Genomic DNA, 19,796 nt, shown 5'->3' on the forward strand with positions numbered 1-19,796 from the left:
CGCGCCGGGAATGCATCAGGACCGGGCGCGCAGCGGTCTGGACTCACCCGGTCCGGCTCGAGCCGGGTTCACTCTGGAAGCCGCACATGCAATCAACGCAGAGGATTGCATGTGCGGCTTTTTCATTGGCGCCCCCGGTGCACTCAGGGATCGATGTAGTGCATTTGCGGCGACTCGCCCATCAGGAGCGCATGGTTCGCGTCGGCGGCCGCTCGCAGATAATCCCAGAGCGACGTGATGCGCCGCAGCTTGCGCAGATCTTCGCGGCTGCATAGCCAGAAACGCCGCGTCACGACGATCTCTTCGGGGAGGATCGTCACGAGCCGCGGGTCGGGCTCGGCCATGAAGCAGGGCAGGATGGCGAGCGCGCTGCCTTGCAGCGCGGCATGATACTGCGCGATCACGCTCGTGCTGCACAGGCTTGCCGTGACATTGGGCGCGGTGCGTTCGAGGTAGAGCAGCTCATGGCTGAAGGCGAGATCGGCGACATAGCTGATGAACGCGTGATGGCGCAAGTCCGCCGCCGTGCGAATGGGCGCGTGCCGCTCGAGATACTCCGGCGTTCCATATAAGCGCAGGCGATAGTCGCACAGCTTCGTATAGACGTACTGGCCGCGCTCGGGGCGCTCGAGCATGATCGCCAGATCGGCTTCGCGCTTCGAGAGGCTCACGAAATGCGGGACCGGCAGCAGATCGATCAACATGTCGGGGTGCTTGCCGGTGAAGCGTGCCAGTTGCGGCGCAAGAAAGAAGCAGCCGAAGCCCTCGGTCGACCCCACCCTCACGTGGCCCGAGAGCGATTGCGCGCCGAGCGCGAACTGCTCGCTCGCCGACTGCACCGTGCTTTCGATGGTGTCCGCATAGGCCAGCAGGCGCTGGCCTTCGGCGGTCAGCACGAAGCCGCCCGAGCGCGATTTGTCGAACAGCACCGTGCCCAGCGCCGCTTCCAGCTCGCGCACGCGGCGCGCCACCGTTGTGTGGTCGACGCCGAGGCGCCGTGCCGCGCCGCTGGCGCGCTGGGTGCGCGCGACCTCCAGGAAATAGCGTAAATCGTCCCAGTTCAGCGTCTCCATCGGTCTCGTTGTGCTTTTTTGCATATCGGATGGGCTTTTTCGTCTCTATACCGTGGATATTCGAATAACTATACTCGGTTCAAGACCTCTGCAATACGCGGTCGTCTATAACAAGGATGGAGACACCCGATGCTCATGCAGTCGACCCCCGAAGGGGCGGACAAGATTGGCTTTCTCACGCGCGACTCCATCCCCGCCACGCATTCCGATGCGTTCGCAGCACGGCTGGCGCACCCGTCAATTAGATCGTAATCCTGCATATCCGGCTCAGGCCGGCCCGTTCAGACCTTTCAGAGAGAGTTAAAGATGAACGCAGTCACCCAGGCATCCAACGCTCATGTCTCGACCGTCAAGCTGCTGATCGACGGCGAGTTCGTCGAATCGAAAACCACCGAATGGCGCGACATCGTCAATCCGGCTACCCAGGAAGTGCTGGCGCGCGTGCCGTTTGCGACCGTCGAGGAAGTCGACAAGGCCGTCCAGAGTGCGCATGCCGCGTTCGCGACCTGGAAGAACACGCCGATCGGCACGCGCGTGCGCATCATGCTCAAGCTGCAGGCGCTGATTCGCGAGAACATGTCGCGCATTGCGCAGACGCTCACTGCCGAGCAGGGCAAGACGCTGCCCGACGCGGAAGGCGATATCTTCCGCGGCCTCGAAGTGGTCGAGCACGCGTGCTCGATCGGCACGCTGCAACAAGGCGCGTTCGCGGAGAACGTGGCCGGCGGCGTGGACACCTATACGCTGCAGCAGCCGATTGGCGTTTGCGCGGGCATCACGCCGTTCAATTTTCCCGCGATGATTCCGCTGTGGATGTTCCCGATGGCGATCGTCTGCGGCAACACCTTCGTGCTCAAGCCTTCCGAGCAGGATCCTCTATCCACGATGCAGCTCGTCGAGCTGGCCGTGGAGGCGGGTATTCCGGCAGGTGTGCTAAACGTCGTGCACGGCGGCAAGGAAGTCGTCGATGCGATCTGCTCGCATCCGCTCATCAAGGCCATTTCGTTCGTGGGCTCGACGGCCGTGGGCACGCATGTCTATCGCCTCGGCAGCGAGCACGGCAAGCGCGTGCAGTCGATGATGGGCGCGAAGAACCACGCGGTCGTGCTGCCGGACGCCAACCGCGAGCAGGCGCTCAACGCGCTCGTGGGCGCGGCATTCGGCGCGGCGGGCCAGCGTTGCATGGCCACTTCGGTGGTGGTGCTCGTGGGCGAGGCGCAGCAATGGGTGCCCGAGCTCGTGGAGAAAGCGAAGACGCTCAAGGTCAACGCCGGCAAAGAGCCGAAGACCGATGTGGGCCCCGTTGTCTCGCGTGCCGCGAAGGCCCGCATTCTGGGCCTGATCGACTCGGGCGTGAAGCAGGGCGCCACGCTCGCGCTCGACGGCCGCGACGTGAAGGTGCCCGGCTATGAAAGCGGCAACTTCGTCGGCCCGACGGTGTTCACGAACGTGAAGACCGATATGGACATCTACACGAACGAGATCTTCGGGCCGGTGCTCGTCGTGCTGACCGCGAACACGCTCGACGAGGCCATTGGCATCGTCAACGCGAATCCGTTCGGCAACGGCGTGGGCCTCTTCACGCAAAGCGGTGCGGCGGCGCGCAAGTTCCAGAACGAGATCGATATCGGCCAGGTGGGCATCAATATTCCGATTCCGGTGCCGGTGCCGCATTTCAGCTTTACGGGCTCGCGCGGCTCGAAGCTCGGCGACCTTGGTCCGTACGGCAAACAGGTCGTACAGTTCTATACGCAGACCAAGACCGTGACGGCGCGCTGGTTCGACGATGCCACCATCAACACCGGCGTGAACACGACGATCAACTTGCACTGAAGCGCCGCAGCGCCTGATTAACCATAAAGGGAGAATCGCTCATGAAAATCGGTTTCATCGGGCTGGGCCACATGGGCGCGCCCATGGCGCTCAATCTGATCAAGGCGGGGCACGCGCTCACCGTGTTCGATCTGAGCGCCGAGGCGATGCAGACGCTCGCCGATGCGGGCGCGACGCGGGCCGCAACGCCCAAGGCGGCCGCCACGGGCGCCGAATGGGTCGTCACCATGCTGCCCGCGGCGGCGCACGTGCGCACCGTGCTCAGCGCCGAAGACGGCGTGCTGGCGGGCATTGCGAAGGGCGTGACAATCATCGATTCGAGCACGATCGATCCGGCGAGTGCGAAGGAATTCGGTGCGCTCGCCGCGGCGCACGGCAACGCGTTCGTGGATGCGCCGGTGTCGGGCGGCACGGGCGGCGCGGCGGCGGGCACACTCACGTTCATGGTGGGCGGCAGCGCCGCGCTCTATGAAAGCGTGAAGCCCGTGCTCGCCGGCATGGGCAAGAACATCGTCCATTGCGGCGAGACGGGCACGGGGCAGGTGGCGAAGATCTGCAACAACCTCGTGCTCGGCGTCACCATGGCGGGCGTGGCGGAGGCGATGGCGCTGGGCGAGGCGCTCGGGATCGACTCGAAGGTGCTGGGCGGCATCATGAATACGTCCACGGGCCGCTGCTGGAGCTCGGACACGTATAACCCGTTCCCGGGCGTGATCGAGACGGCGCCTTCGTCGCGCGGCTACACGGGCGGCTTCGGCACGGACCTGATGCTCAAGGACATGGGCCTCGCCACCGACGCTGCGAAGAGCGTGCACCAGCCCGCCTATATGGGCGCGCTCGCGCAGCAGCTCTATCAGGCGATGAGCAGCCGCGGCGACGGCAAGCTCGACTTCTCGGCCATCATCAAGCTGTATCGCGGCGAGAAGGGCTAACTAAAGCGGCTCGGATCGTAGTGTCGCGGCGCGTGCTGTTTACAGCACGCGCCGTTTTCCTTTATGCCTTCTCGATTGCGGCAATGCGCGTTTCGATACGCGCGAGCAGCCGCTTGAACCACATATCGAGCAACGCATTGGAAGGCGCCATTAGCGTCGAGCACGCGAGAATGCGATAGACGTCGTTGCGCGTGAGTTTGGAAGGCCGCGCGGGATCGAGCCAGTCTTCATTGCCGACCAGCAGCTCCAGCGTCTCGAGTCCGATGAGGATCGGCCACAGGCACGCGAGCCGCAGACGCACGGACAGGCGCGGCAGCGCGAACGTATAGTCGATGGCCGCGCGGAAGTGATCGAGGGCGATGCGCACGAGCCCGAACATCAGCGGCCGGGCGCGCGCGGACGTGCCGGGGTGGAGCAGGTCCTCGGGCGTGAGGCCGGCCTGCGCGAGCATCGTCGCGGGCAGGTAGCAGCGGCCGATGCGCAGGTCCTTGCCGCAATCGCGCAGCACGTTCACCATTTGCAGCGCCTTGCCGAAGCGCACGCCGCGCTGGTACATGGTTTCGCGCAGCGCAGGGGCGAGCGTGCCGGGTAGATGCATATAGGTCATCCTGGTCCAGAACTCGCCCACGCAGCCCGCAACGAGGTACGTATAGCGGTCGAGCGCGTCCCATGTGCCGAGCGCGGCCACCTTGCCTGAGCGTTCGTCGGGGAAGGTGTTCAGATCGAACTCCATGCCCTCCGTGAGCGTCGTGACGATCTCGCGCACGGCGGTGCGGTCGGCATCGTCGAGTTGCGCCAGCACGTCGAGCGCGCCGCCAAGCGATTCAAGCAGCAGCTTCTCGTCCGATTGCGTTTGCTGGCCCGCGACTTCGCCGGCGATGCGTTGCAAGGCGTCGTCGTGCGCCGCGGCCTGGGATGTGCTTGGGGACGCGCCACCCGGGGCCGTGCCATTGACGCGCTCGCGCAGCGCGAGCAGCAGCGCGAGCCGCTGGGGCGGCGGGATCAGCGAGGTGTCGGCAATGGTGTCGGCGGCGCGCGCGAGCAGGTACGCCTCCCCCACGGGATCGCGCATCCCGGCGGGCAGCACGCGCATCGTGAGGTAGAACGAGCGGGAAACGCCTTTGAGCAACGGACCGAGCAGGAAGGCCCGATTAGAATTCTGCATGTCGGTTGGGGCAGTGGAACGGCAGCCGCATTGTAGCGTGGACGAGAAAAGGGGGACCGGTGAGACTCGATCGTGCGTTCTTCGACTTGCAGGTCCGCTTTGCCGAGGGCGTTGCGCGCATCGCGGGCATGCCGCCCGGAAAGGTCATGCTCACGCGGCTCGCTGAAACACGCGATGCCTGCGCGATCAGGCAGTGCTTTGCGCTAAGCGCGATCGCCGTTCAGGCACCCGCGAGCGTGTTCCATGAGCATGGGTTTGCAACCGACCGCCCACGCTGAAACGATCCGCATCGCGCCGATGTGGCACACAAGAAGCTTTCGGGCCGACATGGCCCCATGAGCCGCTGTTCATTCGATTGTCTGCATGCTGTCGGGCTTCGTAATCGTCTCGATTACCGCGTGTTTCTCGAGCCGCTATGGCGAACGAGCCGAAGCGGAAATCTGAACGGCGGGAAGCCGCGCGATACAGGCCGTCTCGGCCGCGTGGGTCAAGGCGCATGGCCGGCGCGGCAATATTGATGAAAGTAATGCACGTAACGCCCGCGTAACTGGACGCTGCGCCGCGCCGACTAGACTCCGCCGATGCATTTCGTCACGGAGCGCCGTCCATGTCCACGTCTACGTCACTTGCCATCGATTCGCTGCGCGGTTTCGAGTTGAGCGCGGACGGTCAGTACCTGATGGTCAACGGCAATCAGCCGGACAGCGTCGCCTTGCACTGTTCGGTCATGCACGAGTTGCTGGCCGCGCTCTCCAACGCGATTGGCTGCTCCGAGCGCATCCGCCACAAGGCCGCGAGCGTGAAGTTCGCCATGCCCTGCGAGGCGTGGGAAGTCGGGCGCGAGTCGGGCGCCGTGCAGCATCTGGTGATGAGCTTTCGCCTGCCCGGCGGCGCCGAGCTCTCGTTTCGCCTGCACCCGGCGCAGGCGGCGCATATGACCGAGGTGCTAACGCTTGCCACCGGGCTCGCCACGCCGCGGCGGCCGGGCAGGGCGCGCATGCAATAGCGCAGCCCGTGCGCGGTTTTCCGCGCCTTCCTTCAAGAGTGCGAACGCTTTTCGCCGCGTGTCGCTTGTCGAGTCGCGCACGGCTGCGCGGCCTTTCCGTTGGCCCTTTTTCCCGAACTCCTGCATGACGGTTTCAACCACTACGCGCTACGCTCGCGCGCTGACTTTCGCCAGCTTCGGTCTTGGCATGGCCGCCACCGCGCACGCCACCGAGCCCTTCGTGGTCCAGGACATCCGCATCGACGGGCTGACGCGCATCGAGCCCGGCACCGTGTTCGCGTATCTGCCGATCAAGCAGGGCGACACCTTCACCGATGACAAGGCCTCCGAAGCGATTCGCGCGCTCTACGCCACGGGCTTTTTCAGCGACGTGCGCATTGCCACTGAAGGCAGCACGGTTGTCGTGCAGGTGCAGGAGCGGCCGGCTATCGGCACCATCGACTTTGCGGGCATTCACGAGTTCGACAAGGACAACCTCACCAAGGCGCTCAAGTCGGTCGGGCTCTCGCCGGGGCTCAGCTACGACAAGGCGCTCGTCGACAAGGCCGAGCAGGAGCTCAAGCGCCAGTACCTCACGCGCGGCTACTATGCCGCCGAAGTCACCACCACGGTCACGCCGATCGACCGCAACCGCGTGGGCCTGCTGTTTTCGGTGGTTGAGGGGCCGAGCGCGAAGATCCGCCAGATCAACTTCATCGGCAACAAGGTGTTCAGCGAGGGCACGCTGTTCGACGAAATGCAGCTTTCCGCGCCGAACTGGTTCTCCTGGTACACGAAGAACGATCTGTACTCCAAAGAGAAGCTCACCGGCGATCTCGAGAACGTGCGGACCTACTATCTCGACCGTGGCTACCTGGAGTTCAACATCGACTCCACCCAGGTGTCGCTCTCGCCCGACAAGAAGGACATGTATCTGACCGTGTCGATACATGAGGGCGAGCCCTATACGATTTCGGGCGTGAGTCTCGCAGGCAATCTGCTCGACCGCGAAGCGGAGCTCAAGAAGCTGATTGGCGTGAAGCCTGGGCAGCGTTTTTCCGCGCAGAAGCTCAAGGACACGACGAAGGCGCTCGTCGACAAGCTCGGCGAATACGGCTATGCCTTCGCGACCGTCAACGCCGAGCCGCAGATCGATCAGGTGCGCCATACGGTGAACCTCACCTTGCAGGTCGATCCGGGGCGCCGCGTGTACGTGCGCCGCATCAACGTGATCGGCAACACGCGCACGCGCGACGAAGTCGTGCGCCGGGAAATGCGCCAGCTCGAAAGCTCGTGGTTCGATTCGAACCGCCTCGCGCTCTCGAAGGACCGCGTCAACCGGCTCGGCTATTTCACCGACGTCGACGTGACGACGGTGCCGGTGGAAGGCACGCAGGACGAAGTGGATATCGACGTGAAGGTCACCGAGAAGCCCACGGGCACGATCTCGCTGGGCTTGGGTTACGGCTCGGGCGAGGGCCCCATCATCTCTGCGGGCATCTCGCAGGATAACGTGTTCGGCTCCGGCACCAGCCTGTCGTTGAACGTCAATACGGCCACCACCTATCGCACGCTCTCGGTCACGCAGATCGACCCGTATTTCACGATCGACGGGATCAAGCGCATTACCGACGTCTACTATCGCACGACCGAGCCGCTCTACTATTCGAGCACGAATGACACGAGCTTTCGCATCATCTCGTACGGCGCGGACACGAAGTTCGGCATTCCGTTCTCGGAGACCGACATGGTGTACTTCGGTCTCGGCATCGAGCAGGACCGTCTCGACATCGACGCGAACACGCCGCAGACGTACAAGGACTATGTGAACGAATTCGGGCGGGTCTCGAATACGGTGCCGTTCACGGTGGGCTGGTCGCGCGACAACCGCGACAGCGCGCTCGTGCCGAGCCGCGGCTACTTCGCCCAGGCCAACGCCGAGTACGGCACCCCCATCGGCACGCAGTACTACAAGGCCGATGCACAAATGCAGTACTACTACTCGTTTGCGCGCGGCTTCGTGCTGGGGGTGAACTTTCAGGGCGGCTATGGCAACGGGCTCGGCGGCAAGCCGTATCCGATCTTCAAGAATTACTACGCGGGCGGCATCGGCTCGGTGCGGGGCTACGAGTCGGGCTCGCTGGGCCCGCGCGACGCATCCACGGGCGACCCGATTGGCGGCTCGAAAATGGTGGTCGGCAATATCGAGCTGACTTTCCCGCTGCCGGGCACGGGCTACGACCGCACACTGCGCGTGTTCACGTTCGTGGACGGCGGCAACGTCTGGGGCACCGAAGGCAACAGCATTGGCGCGAACGGGCTGCGCTACAGCTACGGCGCGGGCCTCGAATGGATCTCGCCGATCGGCCCGCTCAAGCTCGACCTCGGCTTCCCGATCGTCAAGCACGCGGGCGACCAGTACCAGAAGTTCCAGTTCCAGATCGGCACGTCGTTCTAGGCGAAGCCTGCGAGCCCGCCCTGGCGCTTCAGATCAGCAGCTCGAGCGAGTGGTAGAGCCGGCGCCGCTCGGGGTCCTGGGAGGCCTCGCCCGCGCGGATCGCCTCCTTGAGGCAGGCGAGAAAGCACTCGGCGGCGGCGGAGAGCGGCACGCCGCGCCGCGCGACCACGCTCACCACGGTGCGGTCCACTTCCTCGGCAAGCGCAAGGGCGCGCAGGTTATCGCGCGCGAAGCGCGTCTCCACGAGCGGCCAGGGAAAGATGCTCGCCATGTCGGTGTTCATGATGAGCCCCATGGCCACCACGAACGAGTGCGCGAGATGCACCGTGCGCGGCAGCGGCAGGCCGTGGCGGCGGAAGACGTCGTCGGTGACCATCTCCTTGCTGGCCGGATCCCAGTTGAGCAGCCATTCGCAGTCCTGCAGTTCCTTGAGCGTCTGGGCATGTTCGAGCGGATGACCCTTGCGCACCACCACGGCGGACTCGGTGGCGAAGATGGGGGTCTGCGTGAATTCTGCGTGCAGCGAGGCGAGACCGGGTTTGCCGAGCGAGAAGTCGAGCGTGCCGTCGCGCAGGCGCGGCATCACGATATTGAGCAGTCCCTCATAAAACTCCAGTTGCATCCCGGGCATGCGCTCGCGAAAGCGCGTCACGGCGTCGGGCAGGAACGAGAGCGCGAGCCAGGGCGTCACGCCGATCGAGAGCTTGCCGCCGCCACGGCCGCGCCGCGCGTCGAGCTCGTCCTGGGCGCGCGACATCTGGTGCACGATCGCCCGCGCGTGCACGAGCAGCGCCTGGCCGGCGTCGGTGAACGCAATGCCGTTCGCGTTGCGCGTCACGAGCGCGATCTGCTGCTCCGCCTCGAGCTCGCGCACGGCCTTGGTGGCGGCCGCCGGCGAAATGCCCAGCGCGCGCGCCGCCGCGCGGATGCTGCCGGTATCGGCCATCGCGACGAGCGCCCGGAACTGATGGAACTTCATAAGGGAAAACCCGGGTGATAACCTGCGGTTGGCGGGCTAACCATTTTAGGACTGTCGGCAACAAAACGGCGTCATTATCCTGAACCGTCACGCAATGGATGGCTTGAACGCAGGAGACGACGGATGAACACCATGGCAATTCCCACCGCAATCGCGGATATCGAAGCGGAAATGATCGCGCTGCGCCACACGATCCACGCGCACCCGGAGCTCGGTTTCGAGGAGTTCGTGACGAGCGATCTCGTCGCGGAGCGGCTCGCGCAATGGGGCTACGAAGTGCATCGCGGACTGGGCGGCACGGGCGTCGTCGGCACGCTGAAGGTGGGGACTGGCAAGCTGCGTCTGGGCCTGCGCGCCGACATGGACGCACTGCCCATCCAGGAAAATACGGGGCTCGATTACGCCAGCCGCGTGCCCGGCAAGATGCACGCGTGCGGCCACGACGGCCACACGGCCATGCTGCTCGCGGCGGCCAAGCACCTCGCGCAATCGCGTTCGTTCGACGGCACGCTCCATCTCATTTTCCAGCCCGCCGAAGAAGGCCTCGGGGGCGCCAAGCGCATGCTCGACGAAGGTCTTTTCGAGCGCTTCCCCTGTGACGCCGTCTTCGCCATGCACAACATGCCGGGCTTCCCCACCGGCAAGCTCGGCTTCCGCCCGGGGCCGTTCATGGCGTCGTCGGACACGGTGATCATCGACATCGACGGGCGCGGCGGCCATGGTGCAGTGCCGCACAAGGCCATCGACCCCGTGGTGGTGTGCGCGAACGTGGTGCTCGCGCTGCAGACCATTGTGTCGCGCAACGTGCCGCCGCTCGACATGGCGATCGTCACGGTGGGCGCGATTCACGCGGGCGAGGCGCCCAACGTGATTCCTCAGACCGCGCAGATGCGGCTCTCGGTGCGCGCGCTGCGCCCCGAGGTGCGCGACCTGCTCGAAGAGCGCATCAAGACGCTCGTGCACGCACAGGCCAGCGCTTACGGCGCCACAGCGCGCATCGACTACCAGCGCCGCTATCCGGTGCTCGTGAACGACGCGGAAATGACGGCGTTTGCGCAGGACGTCGCGCGCGACTGGCTCGGTGAGGACGGCCTCATCGAGGATCTCGCGCCGCTCACCGGCAGCGAGGACTTCTCGTTCCTGCTCGAGCAGTGCGCGGGCAGCTATTTGATCATCGGCAATGGAGACGGCGAAGGCGGCTGCATGGTCCACAACCCCGGTTACGATTTCAACGACGACTGTCTCGCGACGGGCGCCGCGTACTGGGTGAAGCTCACCGAGCGCTTCTTGCGCGCCTGAGCATGGCCATCGCCTGAGACGCATTCGATCAAAACATAAGCTTTGCATGGAACGGGACCAGGTGCTCTGCACCAGGTCCCGCCGACCGCGAAGCATGGGACCAGAGTAAGAGCTTTGCATGGGGCCGGAGTAAGTGCTGAAGCACTAACTCCGGCCGACAGCTAAAGCGCTAACTCTGGTCGACAGGAGACCCACGTTGAACGCCACCCCACTGCAACCCCAGGCGAACGCCGACACGCATGGGCACACGCGCGCATCGCGCGCGAAAGCCATCGCCGCGATCACGCTCGGTAACGGCCTGGAGTTTTTTGACTTCACGGTCTACAGCTTTTTTGCGACGACCATCGGCACGCTGTTCTTTCCGGTGCACGGCGCGTTGAATCAACTGCTGCTCGCCGTGGGCAGCTTCGGCGTGGGCTTCATCGTGCGGCCGCTGGGCGGCGTGATGATCGGCGCGTACGCCGACCGCGCGGGCCGCAAGTCGGCCATGACGCTCACGCTGTGGCTCATGGCGCTCGGCTCGGCGATGATCGCGTTCGCACCCACCTACGCGCAGATCGGCCTCGCGGCGCCCGCGCTGATCGTGCTCGCGCGGCTCGTGCAGGGCTTCGCGGTGGGCGGCGAGGTGGGGGCCTCGACAACGATGCTGCTCGAATATGCCAACGACCGCACGCGCGGCTTCTACGGCAGCTGGCAGTTCGTGAGCCAGGGGCTCAACGCGGTCTGCGGCGCACTGCTCGGTGTTGCGCTTTCGTCGGCGCTCACGCCCGAGGCGCTGCAGAGCTGGGGCTGGCGCGTGCCATTCGTGATCGGCATGCTGGTCGTGCCGGTGGGCGTGTATATCCGCCGCCATCTCGACGAAACGCTCGAGCATGCCGAGCCCGTGGACATGGCCGCACCCGTGACCGAGACCGCGCGCCCGCTGCGCGAGATCTTTTCGCGTCATCGCGCGGCGCTCGTCGCGGGTGTCGTCACGACCATCGGCGGCACGGCGGCGAACTATATCGTGCTGTTCTACATGTCCACCTACGCGATCAAGATCCTCGGCCTGCCGATGTCGGTGGGCATGAGCGCGGCGCTCGTGGCTGCGCTCGTCACGGCCGCGTGCTCGCCGTTCGCCGGCATCCTGTCCGACCGCGTGGGCCGCAAGCGGGTGCTCGGCTACTCGCGCGTGCTGCTGATCGCGGTGATCTATCCGGCATTCATGCTGATCCATTCGGTGCCCACGGTGCCGACCGTGCTTGCCGTCGTGGCCGTGCTGGGCGCCATCGTTGCGTTCACCGCAGTGCCCAACATCGTCATGCTGCCGGAGCTTTTCCCGCAGTCGATCCGTGTGACGGGCATGTCCATCGTCTATTGCGTGGGCGTCTCGATCTTCGGCGGCTTCGCCCAGTTCTTCGCAACCTGGCTCATCGAACTGTTCGGCAACCCGCTCGCACCGGCGTGGTATCTGATCGGCTGCGGAGCCGTGTCGCTGCTGGCGCTGCCGCTGATCCGGGAACCGGCGGGCCGGCCGCTTGACTGAGGCAGGCCTTGCGGGCCGATTCGCAGGCCGATTCGCAGGCCAACATAGCAGGCCAACATAGCAGGCCAACATAGCAGGCCAACTTGGCAGACTAATACGGCCGCGCGGCGCGCTACAGGTTTTTGGCGTGCGCCGCGCATATCTTTACGCGGCGTTTGCATGCTGCTTCCTACAATCGGTCCATGTTCAACAAGACGCGCGCCGTGCCTGAGGGCGGCGCGCACCCGACACATGGCATCGCTCCTCGCGCATCATCCCGCTTCCTCCCCGGCATCCATGCCGATTGCGCCGCGCCCTGGCCTCGACAGGCGCCGCACGACGCCGCGCCTCGTCACCGTGCAAATGATCGTGCGCGTCGCCACGCGCGACGCGCAGCTCGCGCGCAGTGTGCTGCACGGCATGCTCGGTGATGCATTGGGCATCCACACTATCGATATCGACCGCCGCCGCGACCTCGCCTGCCTCCACGTCGAGCTCGAACGCGCGCGCGTACCCGAAGCCATGGCCCTGCTGATCCGCACGTTGCCGGGCGCCGAGTTCGGGACCATCAGGCGGCTCGAACGAAGCCGGTGAGCCAGGGCATGGGGCGGCACGAGCCGCCCATCGAGGTGCTTCAAATGGTTGCAATCCGGCTATTTTGATTTGTTGCTGTAAATGCAACCTTTGCCGTAGTTATTTCGCAGCGCGTAATGGATATTGATTGCCGGCAAAAATGAGATGTTTGACGGCCACTTTGATCGTGCACCTAAAGGAATCACTGTAAGATTTTGCTCCGAGCTTCCAGGCGGCGCAGCACATCCGGTATGACCGGATTCGCCTCGAGTTCGTCGGTCCAGCGTAGATCGCCGATAACGGAGAAAAAGCATGACAAGCGGAAATCGGATGGCACGTTTGTGCTTGTCCTTGGGTTTGGCGGTTGGGGCTGCTGCGTGCCACGACAAGACGCCTGTTGCATCGGCACGGCCACCTGTGAATGTGGACGTTATCAACGTCGCGCTGCGCGACGTACCCGTGGTATTTGATTACGTGGGGCAGACCGAAAGCTCGCAGCAGGTCGAGATTCGCGCCCGCGTCAATGGCTTTCTTGAAAAGCGCGTCTATGAAGAAGGCTCGATGGTCCATCAAGGGGACGTGATGTTCCAGATGGACCGCAAGCCGTTCCAGGCCGCGCTGGACGCCGCGCACGCCGAGTTTGCGCAACAAAAGGCGCGGCTCGATGTGGCGCAGGCCAATCTCAATCGGGTGCGTCCGCTGGCTGCCAAGAACGCACTGAGCCAGAAGGATCTCGACGACTCCATCGGCCAGCAGCAGGCGGCCGCCGCCGCGCTCGAGCAGGCACGCGCCAATGTCACGAGCGCGAGCCTGAATCTCGGCTATACCACCATCACGGCGCCCGTCACGGGCCTGTCGAGCTTTGCGAAGAAGCAGGACGGCTCGTATATCGACGCCAGCAACAGCCTGCTCACCTACGTTGCGAAGCTCGATCCCATGTGGATCAACTTCTCGCTCTCCGAGAACGAGATGCTGAGCCTGCGCACGCAGACCAGGAACGGTTCGCTCAAAGTGCCAGGGATTGGCGAGCTCGAAGCGGTGATCGTGCTGGCCGACGGCAGCGTCTTTCCCGCCCGCGGCCATATCAAGTTTGCCGATGCTTCGCTAAGCGAAGAAACGGGCACCTATCTGATTCGCGCCGAGGTGCCGAACCCGAAGGGCAGCTTGCGGCCCGGGCAGTTCGTGCGCATCAAGCTGCTGGGCGCGCAACGCGCGAACGCAGTGGCGGTGCCGCAAGTCGCGGTGCAGCAAGGGCCGCGCGGCGCCTACGTGTGGACCGTGGACAAGGACGACAAGGCGCAGCAGCGCGCGGTCGAGACGGGCGAATGGAACGGCAACGACTGGGTGATCAGCTCGGGGCTGCACGCGGGCGATCACGTCGTGATCGACAACACGCTCAAGCTGATGCCGGGCGCGCCGGTCAAGGCGAATCTGGTGCCCACGCCCGCCGATGACGTGAATATCGGCGGGCAGGGCGGCGCAGCCGATGCCGGCGCTGCAAGCGGCGCAAGCGCAGAGAGCGCCGGCACCGGCGGCAACGGCGCAGCCGGGCCGGCAAACGCTGGAAGCTCCGCGAACGCGAACGCAGGCGCAGGCGCAGGCGCGGCGACCCAGGCCCCGGCGCCCACCGCGAGTGCGGCCGGCCCCACGCCGCTTTACTTCGCTCAGGGCAGCGCGAGCCTCGACGCGCAATCGGCCACGGCGCTCGCCGCGGTTGCACAAAAGCTGAGCGCATCGCCCACTACGCAAGTGGTGATTTCCGGCTATACCGATGCGAGCGGCTCCTATGCCCAGAACGAGCGCCTTGCCCGCGAGCGCGCCGCAACCGTGCGCGCGGCACTGATCGTCGCGGGCGTGCAGAACGCGCGCATCGACATGCGCAAGCCCGCGAAGATCGTGGCCGCCGACCCGCCCGAAAAGTCCCGCCGTGTGGACGTGACGCTCTCTCCCGCAGCGGGAGGTTGAGCGATGAAGTTCTCTCACTTCTTTATCGACCGGCCGATCTTCGCGTCGGTCTTGTCGATCATCATCGTCGTGGCCGGCTTCGTGGCCATGTTCAACCTGCCGATCGCGCAGTTCCCCGACATCGCGCCGCCTCAGATCACGGTGAGCGCGACCTATCCCGGCGCGAGCGCCGACATCGTCGCGCAGAACGTCGCCGCGCCGATCGAGCAGCAGGTGAACGGCGCCGACAACATGATGTACATGAGTTCGTCGAGCTCTTCGACGGGCAACATGACGCTCACCGCGTACTTCAACATCGGCACCGACCCGTCGCTCGCCCAGGTGGACGTGCAGAACCGCGTGAACCTCGCGCTGCCCACGCTGCCCGACGCGGTCACCGCGCAGGGCGTCTCGGTGCAGAAGCGTTCGTCGGCGTTCATGATGGTGATTGCCATCTATTCGCCGGACAACACGTTCGACCAGCAGTACGTGGCGAACTACGCGAACGTCTACGTGCTCGACGCGATCAAGCGCCTGCCCGGCGCGAACCAGTCGGCGATCCTCGGCTCGGCCGACTATGCGATGCGCGTGTGGGTCAAGCCGGACCGCATGGCCAAGCTCGGCATCACCGTGGCCGACGTGCAGAACGCGATCAGCGCGCAGAACCAGCAGTTTTCTGCCGGCCGCCTTGGCCAGTCGCCAACCAGCGGGCCCGTGCTGCAAACGTTCCCGGTGGCGACCAAGGGGCGCCTGACCGAGCCCGCCGACTTCGACAACATCATCCTGCGCGCGAAGTCGGGCGACGCCGCGATCGTGCGCATCAAGGACATCGGCCATACCGAGCTCGGTGCCAAGGACTACTCGATGCGCGGCCGCTACAACGGCAAGACGGCCACGCTGATCGCGGTCTATCAGCAGCCGGGCGCTAACGCGCTGCAGGTGTCCAAGCAGGTGCGCGCGACCCTCGACGAGCTGAAAAAGAGCTTCCCGCCCGGGCTCAAATATGAAATTGCGCTCGACACGACCGAGTTCGTGCACGAGTCGATCATCGAGGTGGTAAAGACGCTGCGCGACGCGGTGATCCTCGTGATTCTGGTGGTGTTCCTGTTCCTGCAGAGCTTCCGCGCCACCCTGGTGCCGATTCTCGCGGTGCCGGTGTCGATCATCGGCGCATTCATCGGCATGATGGCGTTCGGCTTCTCGGTGAACATGCTCACGTTGTTCGGCATGGTGCTGGCGATCGGTATCGTCGTGGACGACGCGATCGTCGTGATCGAGAACGTCGAGCGCAACATGACCGAGTTCAAGCTGCCGCCCAAGGAGGCGGCCAAGCGCGCCATGGACGAAGTGAGCGGGCCGGTGGTGGCCATCGTGCTCGTGCTGCTCGCCGTGTTCATTCCGGTGGCGTTCCTCTCGGGCATCACCGGGCAGCTCTACAAGCAGTTCGCCGTGACCATCGCGGTCTCGGTGGTGCTCTCGGGCATCTGCGCGCTCACGCTCTCGCCCGCGCTCGCGGCCATCCTGCTCAAGCCGGGCGAGCACAGGAAGAACCGCTTCTTCACGTGGTTCAACGAGCGCTTCGAGCGGCTCACCAACGGCTACGGCACGGCGGTGCAATCGGTGATCCGCCGCGTCATGCTTTCGGTGATGCTGATTGTCGTGATGTGCCTCGCCACCGGCGTGCTCTTCAAGAAAATCCCGACTTCGTTCGTGCCGGTCGAGGACCAGGGCTATCTGCTGGGCGCCGTCATCTTGCCCGATGCCGCGAGCCTCGACCGTACCGGGGATCTTTCGAAGCGCGCCGAAGACTGGTTCAGCAAGCAGCCCGCCGTGAAGGCCGTGGCCGCGCCGATCGGCTACAGCCTGATCGACTCGCAGTACAAGGCCAACGCCGGCACGCTGTTCGTGACGCTCAAGGACTTCGGCGATCGCGGCAAGGACGGCACGGCCGCGGACCTCATCACGGCCGCCAACAAGGCGTTCGCGGGGTTCAAGGACGGCGTGGTGATCCCGCTGAATCCGCCGTCCATCCCGGGCCTCGGGACCACGGGCGGCTTCGAGTTCTGGGCGCAGAGCACCGGCGACGGCAGTTACCAGCAGCTCGAACAGAAGGTGCGCGAGATCATCGCGAAGGCGCGGCAGAACCCGGCGCTGCGCGGCGTCAATTCGACCATCGACACGAACTCGCGACAGCTGCTCGTGGAAGTGGACCGCGAACGCGCTGAATCGCAGGGCGTCGCGGTGCAGGACGTCTACTCGGCACTGCAGACGATGTTCGGTTCCTCGTACGTGAGCCAGTTCCCGAAGGGTAGCCGCCTGTTCCAGGTGATCGTGCAGGCCGAGCCGCAATACCGCACGCGTCCGGACGATATCCAGCAGCTCTACGTGCGTAACCGCTCCGGCGACATGGTGCCCATCAAGGCGGTCACGACCTACAAGTTCGTGAACGGCGCGGACATCGTCAACCGCTTCAACAACTTCCCGGCCGCCAAGATCACCGGCGACGCCGCGCCCGGCCACAGCTCGGGTGAAGCGATCGCGGCGATGGAGGAGATCGCGAAGGAGGTGCTGGGCGACGGCTATAGCTATGCGTGGAGCGGCCAGGCGTACGAAGAAAAGACGGCCGGCTCGACTGCGGGCCTGGTGTTTGGCTTCGCACTGCTGATGGTGTTCCTGATCCTGGCAGCGCAGTACGAAAAATGGTCGCTGCCGATCGGCGTGCTGCTGGCGGTGCCGTTCGCGGTGTTCGGGGCGCTCGTGGGCATTCTGATACGCGGGATGGAAGACGATGTGTACTTCCAGATCGGCTTGACCGTGCTGATCGCGCTCGCGGCGAAGAACGCCATTCTGATCTTCGAGTTCGCCGTGGAAATGCGCGAGAAGGAAGGCATGTCGCCGTTCGATGCGGCGCTGCACGCCGCGAAGCTGCGTCTGCGGCCGATCATCATGACCTCGCTCGCCTTCATTCTTGGCTGCGTGCCGCTCGCCATCGCGAGCGGGGCGTCGGCGGCGAGCCGCCGCTCGCTCGGCACGGGCGTGATCTTCGGCATGCTCGGCGCCACGCTCATCGCGCTGTTCTTCATTCCGATGTTCTTCTGGGGCCTCGAAACGCTCTCGTCGCGCAAGAAGCCCAGGGTCGAACCGGAATTGCCGCCGCCGGCGGCGCCTCCCGCACAGGAGGGTTGAAGCCATGAGTCCGAAAATGAAGCGCGCATTGAAACCCATCGTGCTTGCCGCGAGCACGGTCTGGCTCGCGGCCTGCGCGGTCGGCCCCGACTATCACCGGCCCACGGTGCAAACGCCGTCCACTTACCGCTTCGCGGCGTCCGATGCGGAGGTGGTCGATACCTCGCTCGACTGGTGGAAGCAGTTCAACGATCCCGTGCTCGACGATCTGGTCACGAAGGCGCTCGCGCAGAACAAGGATCTCGGCATTGCCGCGGCGCGTGTCGAAGAGTATTACGGGCGCTATGTCGTCGCGCGCTCGGGCCTGTTCCCGCAGGTCGGCGTGAATTTCGGCGCCTCGCGCTCCCGCGGCGTGCCCGCACCCGGTTTTCCGCCGCTGGTCGGCAACCAGGTGCAGCTCCAGGGCGTGGCGTCGTGGGAGCTCGACCTGTTCGGACGCCTGCGGCGTTTGACGGAAGCCGCGCGCGCCGATTATCTCGGCACCCAGTCGGCGCAGCAGGCCACCCGGATCGCGCTGATCGCCAACGTGGCGACGAGCTATCTGCAACTGCGCGACTTCGACAATCAACTGACGATTGCGCAGGAGACGCTCAAGAGCCGCGACGACACCGTCAAGCTGTTCGAAGAGCGTTTCGCGGGCGGGGTGGTGTCGCAGCTGCAGCTGAGCCAGGCGCGCTCCGAAAACGAATCCGCACAGGCGTCGGTCTATTCGATCCAGCAGCAGATCGCGCAGCAGGAGGACGCGATTTCCTTGCTGCTCGGCCAGAACCCGGGGCCGATTGCGCGCGGCAAGTCGATCTCGCAGCTCTCCGTGCCCGCGATTCCGGCGGGCTTGCCCTCGTCGTTGCTGGAGCGGCGGCCCGACATTCAGCAGGCCGAGCAAACGCTCATTGCGGCGAATGCCCAGATCGGCGCGGCCCGTGCGCAGTATTTCCCGGAGATCTCGCTTACCGGCATGTTCGGCGCGGCCAGCACGGCGCTTTCGGGGCTTTGGACCGGGCCGGCGCGCGTGTGGTCGTTCGCGGGTGCGATCTCGCAGCCGATCTTCGAAGGCGGCGCGATCGCGGGCTCCGTGCATTCGGCCGAGGCCGCGCACCAGGAGGCGCTGCTGAGCTACGAGCAGACGATTCAGCAGGCATTCGCGGATGTGGAGAACGCGCTCGTTGGCGCCGCGCGCACGAACGATCAGCTCGGCGCCACCTCGCGCCAGGTGGAGGCGCTGACGCAGTACACGTCCCTTGCGCGCGATCTCTACGAGGGCGGCTACACGAGTTATCTGGAGGTGCTCGACGCCGAGCGCAGCCTGTTCGCGGCGCAGATTCAGCAATCGCAATTGCAGGATCAGCGGCTCTCGGAGATCGTGAGCCTGTACAAGGCGCTCGGCTACGGCTGGACGCCGCAAGCGCCAGCGGGCGCGAACTCGGCCGCCCAGCCCGCGCCGCAGTCTTGACGCGGTCAATCAGTCGGGGGAACTACGGTCTGCGAGCGCAAGCTCGCAGTCCTTGAGTACCTGCATGACGAGCTTGGCCTGATAGTTGAGGTCGTCGGTGTCGAGGATTTCCTCGACGGCGTCGCGTGCCCATGTGGCGTCGACGAACCATGCGTGCTGCTTGGCGATTTCCTGGGCGATGGCGGTGAGCCGCGCGATGGCGAGCCAGTCGGCTTCGCGCGCGTGGCGATCGAGCCACTTGTGCGCCGCCTGCACGTGAAAAGCCGCATTGGGCCACGTTTCGTTGAGGTAGTACGCTCCGAGGCTCCCGCAGGTGAGCCAGCAGAGCAGTTCCACGCGGTCGCGCGGACTCAGATGGTGGCGTACATCACTCATGGCGACGCTCGCGAAGGTGACAGAGTTCGATTGACGGGCA

At 65.1% G+C, this 19,796-nt stretch carries 15 protein-coding genes; 11 read left to right on the forward strand and 4 right to left on the reverse strand.

Translation table 11 applies throughout. The features are described 5' to 3' along the window. Positions 1 to 143: 143 nt before the first annotated feature. On the reverse strand, positions 144 to 1,097 hold the full coding sequence (locus tag EYW47_RS26715; RefSeq protein WP_133197843.1) for a LysR family transcriptional regulator: 954 nt from the start codon (positions 1,095 to 1,097) through the stop codon (positions 144 to 146). A gap of 282 nt (positions 1,098 to 1,379) precedes the next feature. Here EYW47_RS26715 and EYW47_RS26720 point away from each other — a divergent pair, with 282 nt between their 5' ends. Both EYW47_RS26720 and mmsB read left to right on the forward strand, forming a co-directional pair. Further along, the gene (locus tag EYW47_RS26720) at positions 1,380 to 2,906 is read left to right on the forward strand and encodes a CoA-acylating methylmalonate-semialdehyde dehydrogenase (protein WP_133197844.1); all 1,527 of its coding nucleotides are present in this window, start codon (positions 1,380 to 1,382) and stop codon (positions 2,904 to 2,906) included. Between the two features lie 41 nt (positions 2,907 to 2,947). Further along, the gene (gene mmsB, locus EYW47_RS26725) at positions 2,948 to 3,838 is read left to right on the forward strand and encodes a 3-hydroxyisobutyrate dehydrogenase (RefSeq protein ID WP_133197845.1); all 891 of its coding nucleotides are present in this window, start codon (positions 2,948 to 2,950) and stop codon (positions 3,836 to 3,838) included. 61 nt (positions 3,839 to 3,899) lie between these two features. Here mmsB and EYW47_RS26730 read toward each other — a convergent pair whose 3' ends face one another. Then, a complete protein-coding gene (locus tag EYW47_RS26730) occupies positions 3,900 to 5,003 on the reverse strand; it encodes a phytoene/squalene synthase family protein (RefSeq protein WP_133197846.1) in 1,104 nt (367 codons plus the stop codon). Positions 5,004 to 5,062: 59 nt separating this feature from the next. Between EYW47_RS26730 and EYW47_RS26735 the strand changes: the two genes are divergently transcribed. The 3 genes from EYW47_RS26735 to bamA all read left to right on the forward strand — a co-directional run bounded on the left by EYW47_RS26735 (position 5,063) and on the right by bamA (position 8,446). Continuing rightward, the gene (locus EYW47_RS26735; RefSeq protein ID WP_133197847.1) at positions 5,063 to 5,281 is read left to right on the forward strand and encodes a hypothetical protein; all 219 of its coding nucleotides are present in this window, start codon (positions 5,063 to 5,065) and stop codon (positions 5,279 to 5,281) included. A gap of 329 nt (positions 5,282 to 5,610) precedes the next feature. Continuing rightward, positions 5,611 to 6,009 carry a hypothetical protein gene (locus EYW47_RS26740; protein ID WP_133197848.1) on the forward strand — a complete coding sequence of 133 codons (399 nt, stop codon included), beginning with the start codon at positions 5,611 to 5,613 and terminating at the stop codon, positions 6,007 to 6,009. Between the two features lie 187 nt (positions 6,010 to 6,196). Further along, positions 6,197 to 8,446: an outer membrane protein assembly factor BamA gene (gene bamA / locus EYW47_RS26745; protein ID WP_240763937.1), complete on the forward strand. Its 2,250-nt coding sequence runs from the start codon at positions 6,197 to 6,199 to the stop codon at positions 8,444 to 8,446. A 28-nt stretch (positions 8,447 to 8,474) separates the two neighbouring features. Here the strand turns inward: bamA and EYW47_RS26750 are convergent, their stop codons facing one another. Beyond that, a complete protein-coding gene (locus EYW47_RS26750) occupies positions 8,475 to 9,425 on the reverse strand; it encodes a LysR substrate-binding domain-containing protein (RefSeq protein WP_133197850.1) in 951 nt (316 codons plus the stop codon). 123 nt (positions 9,426 to 9,548) lie between these two features. Between EYW47_RS26750 and EYW47_RS26755 the strand changes: the two genes are divergently transcribed. The 6 genes from EYW47_RS26755 (at position 9,549) to EYW47_RS26780 (ending at position 19,381) form a co-directional block, all read left to right on the forward strand. Further along, positions 9,549 to 10,724 (forward strand): M20 aminoacylase family protein, encoded by a 1,176-nt coding sequence (locus EYW47_RS26755; RefSeq protein ID WP_133197851.1) that lies wholly within the window; start codon positions 9,549 to 9,551, stop codon positions 10,722 to 10,724. 196 nt (positions 10,725 to 10,920) lie between these two features. Next, complete coding sequence (locus EYW47_RS26760; RefSeq protein ID WP_133197852.1) at positions 10,921 to 12,249, forward strand: MFS transporter; 1,329 nt, start codon at positions 10,921 to 10,923, stop codon at positions 12,247 to 12,249. Between the two features lie 231 nt (positions 12,250 to 12,480). Continuing rightward, positions 12,481 to 12,822, forward strand: a complete 342-nt coding sequence (locus tag EYW47_RS26765) for a hypothetical protein (protein ID WP_133197853.1) — start codon at positions 12,481 to 12,483, stop codon at positions 12,820 to 12,822. A gap of 396 nt (positions 12,823 to 13,218) precedes the next feature. Continuing rightward, on the forward strand, positions 13,219 to 14,766 hold the full coding sequence (locus EYW47_RS42595; RefSeq protein WP_338117844.1) for an efflux RND transporter periplasmic adaptor subunit: 1,548 nt from the start codon (positions 13,219 to 13,221) through the stop codon (positions 14,764 to 14,766). Positions 14,767 to 14,769: 3 nt separating this feature from the next. Continuing rightward, positions 14,770 to 17,931 carry an efflux RND transporter permease subunit gene (locus tag EYW47_RS26775; RefSeq protein WP_133197855.1) on the forward strand — a complete coding sequence of 1,054 codons (3,162 nt, stop codon included), beginning with the start codon at positions 14,770 to 14,772 and terminating at the stop codon, positions 17,929 to 17,931. A gap of 4 nt (positions 17,932 to 17,935) precedes the next feature. Next, positions 17,936 to 19,381, forward strand: coding sequence for an efflux transporter outer membrane subunit (locus EYW47_RS26780; RefSeq protein WP_240763934.1), 1,446 nt, complete (start codon positions 17,936 to 17,938; stop codon positions 19,379 to 19,381). A gap of 9 nt (positions 19,382 to 19,390) precedes the next feature. Here the strand turns inward: EYW47_RS26780 and EYW47_RS26785 are convergent, their stop codons facing one another. Next, the gene (locus tag EYW47_RS26785; protein WP_028218761.1) at positions 19,391 to 19,756 is read right to left on the reverse strand and encodes a hypothetical protein; all 366 of its coding nucleotides are present in this window, start codon (positions 19,754 to 19,756) and stop codon (positions 19,391 to 19,393) included. Positions 19,757 to 19,796 lie beyond the last annotated feature (40 nt).

The sequence above is a fragment of the Paraburkholderia silviterrae genome (genome assembly GCF_004353915.1).
Taxonomy (GTDB): Bacteria; Pseudomonadota; Gammaproteobacteria; order Burkholderiales; family Burkholderiaceae; genus Paraburkholderia; species Paraburkholderia silviterrae.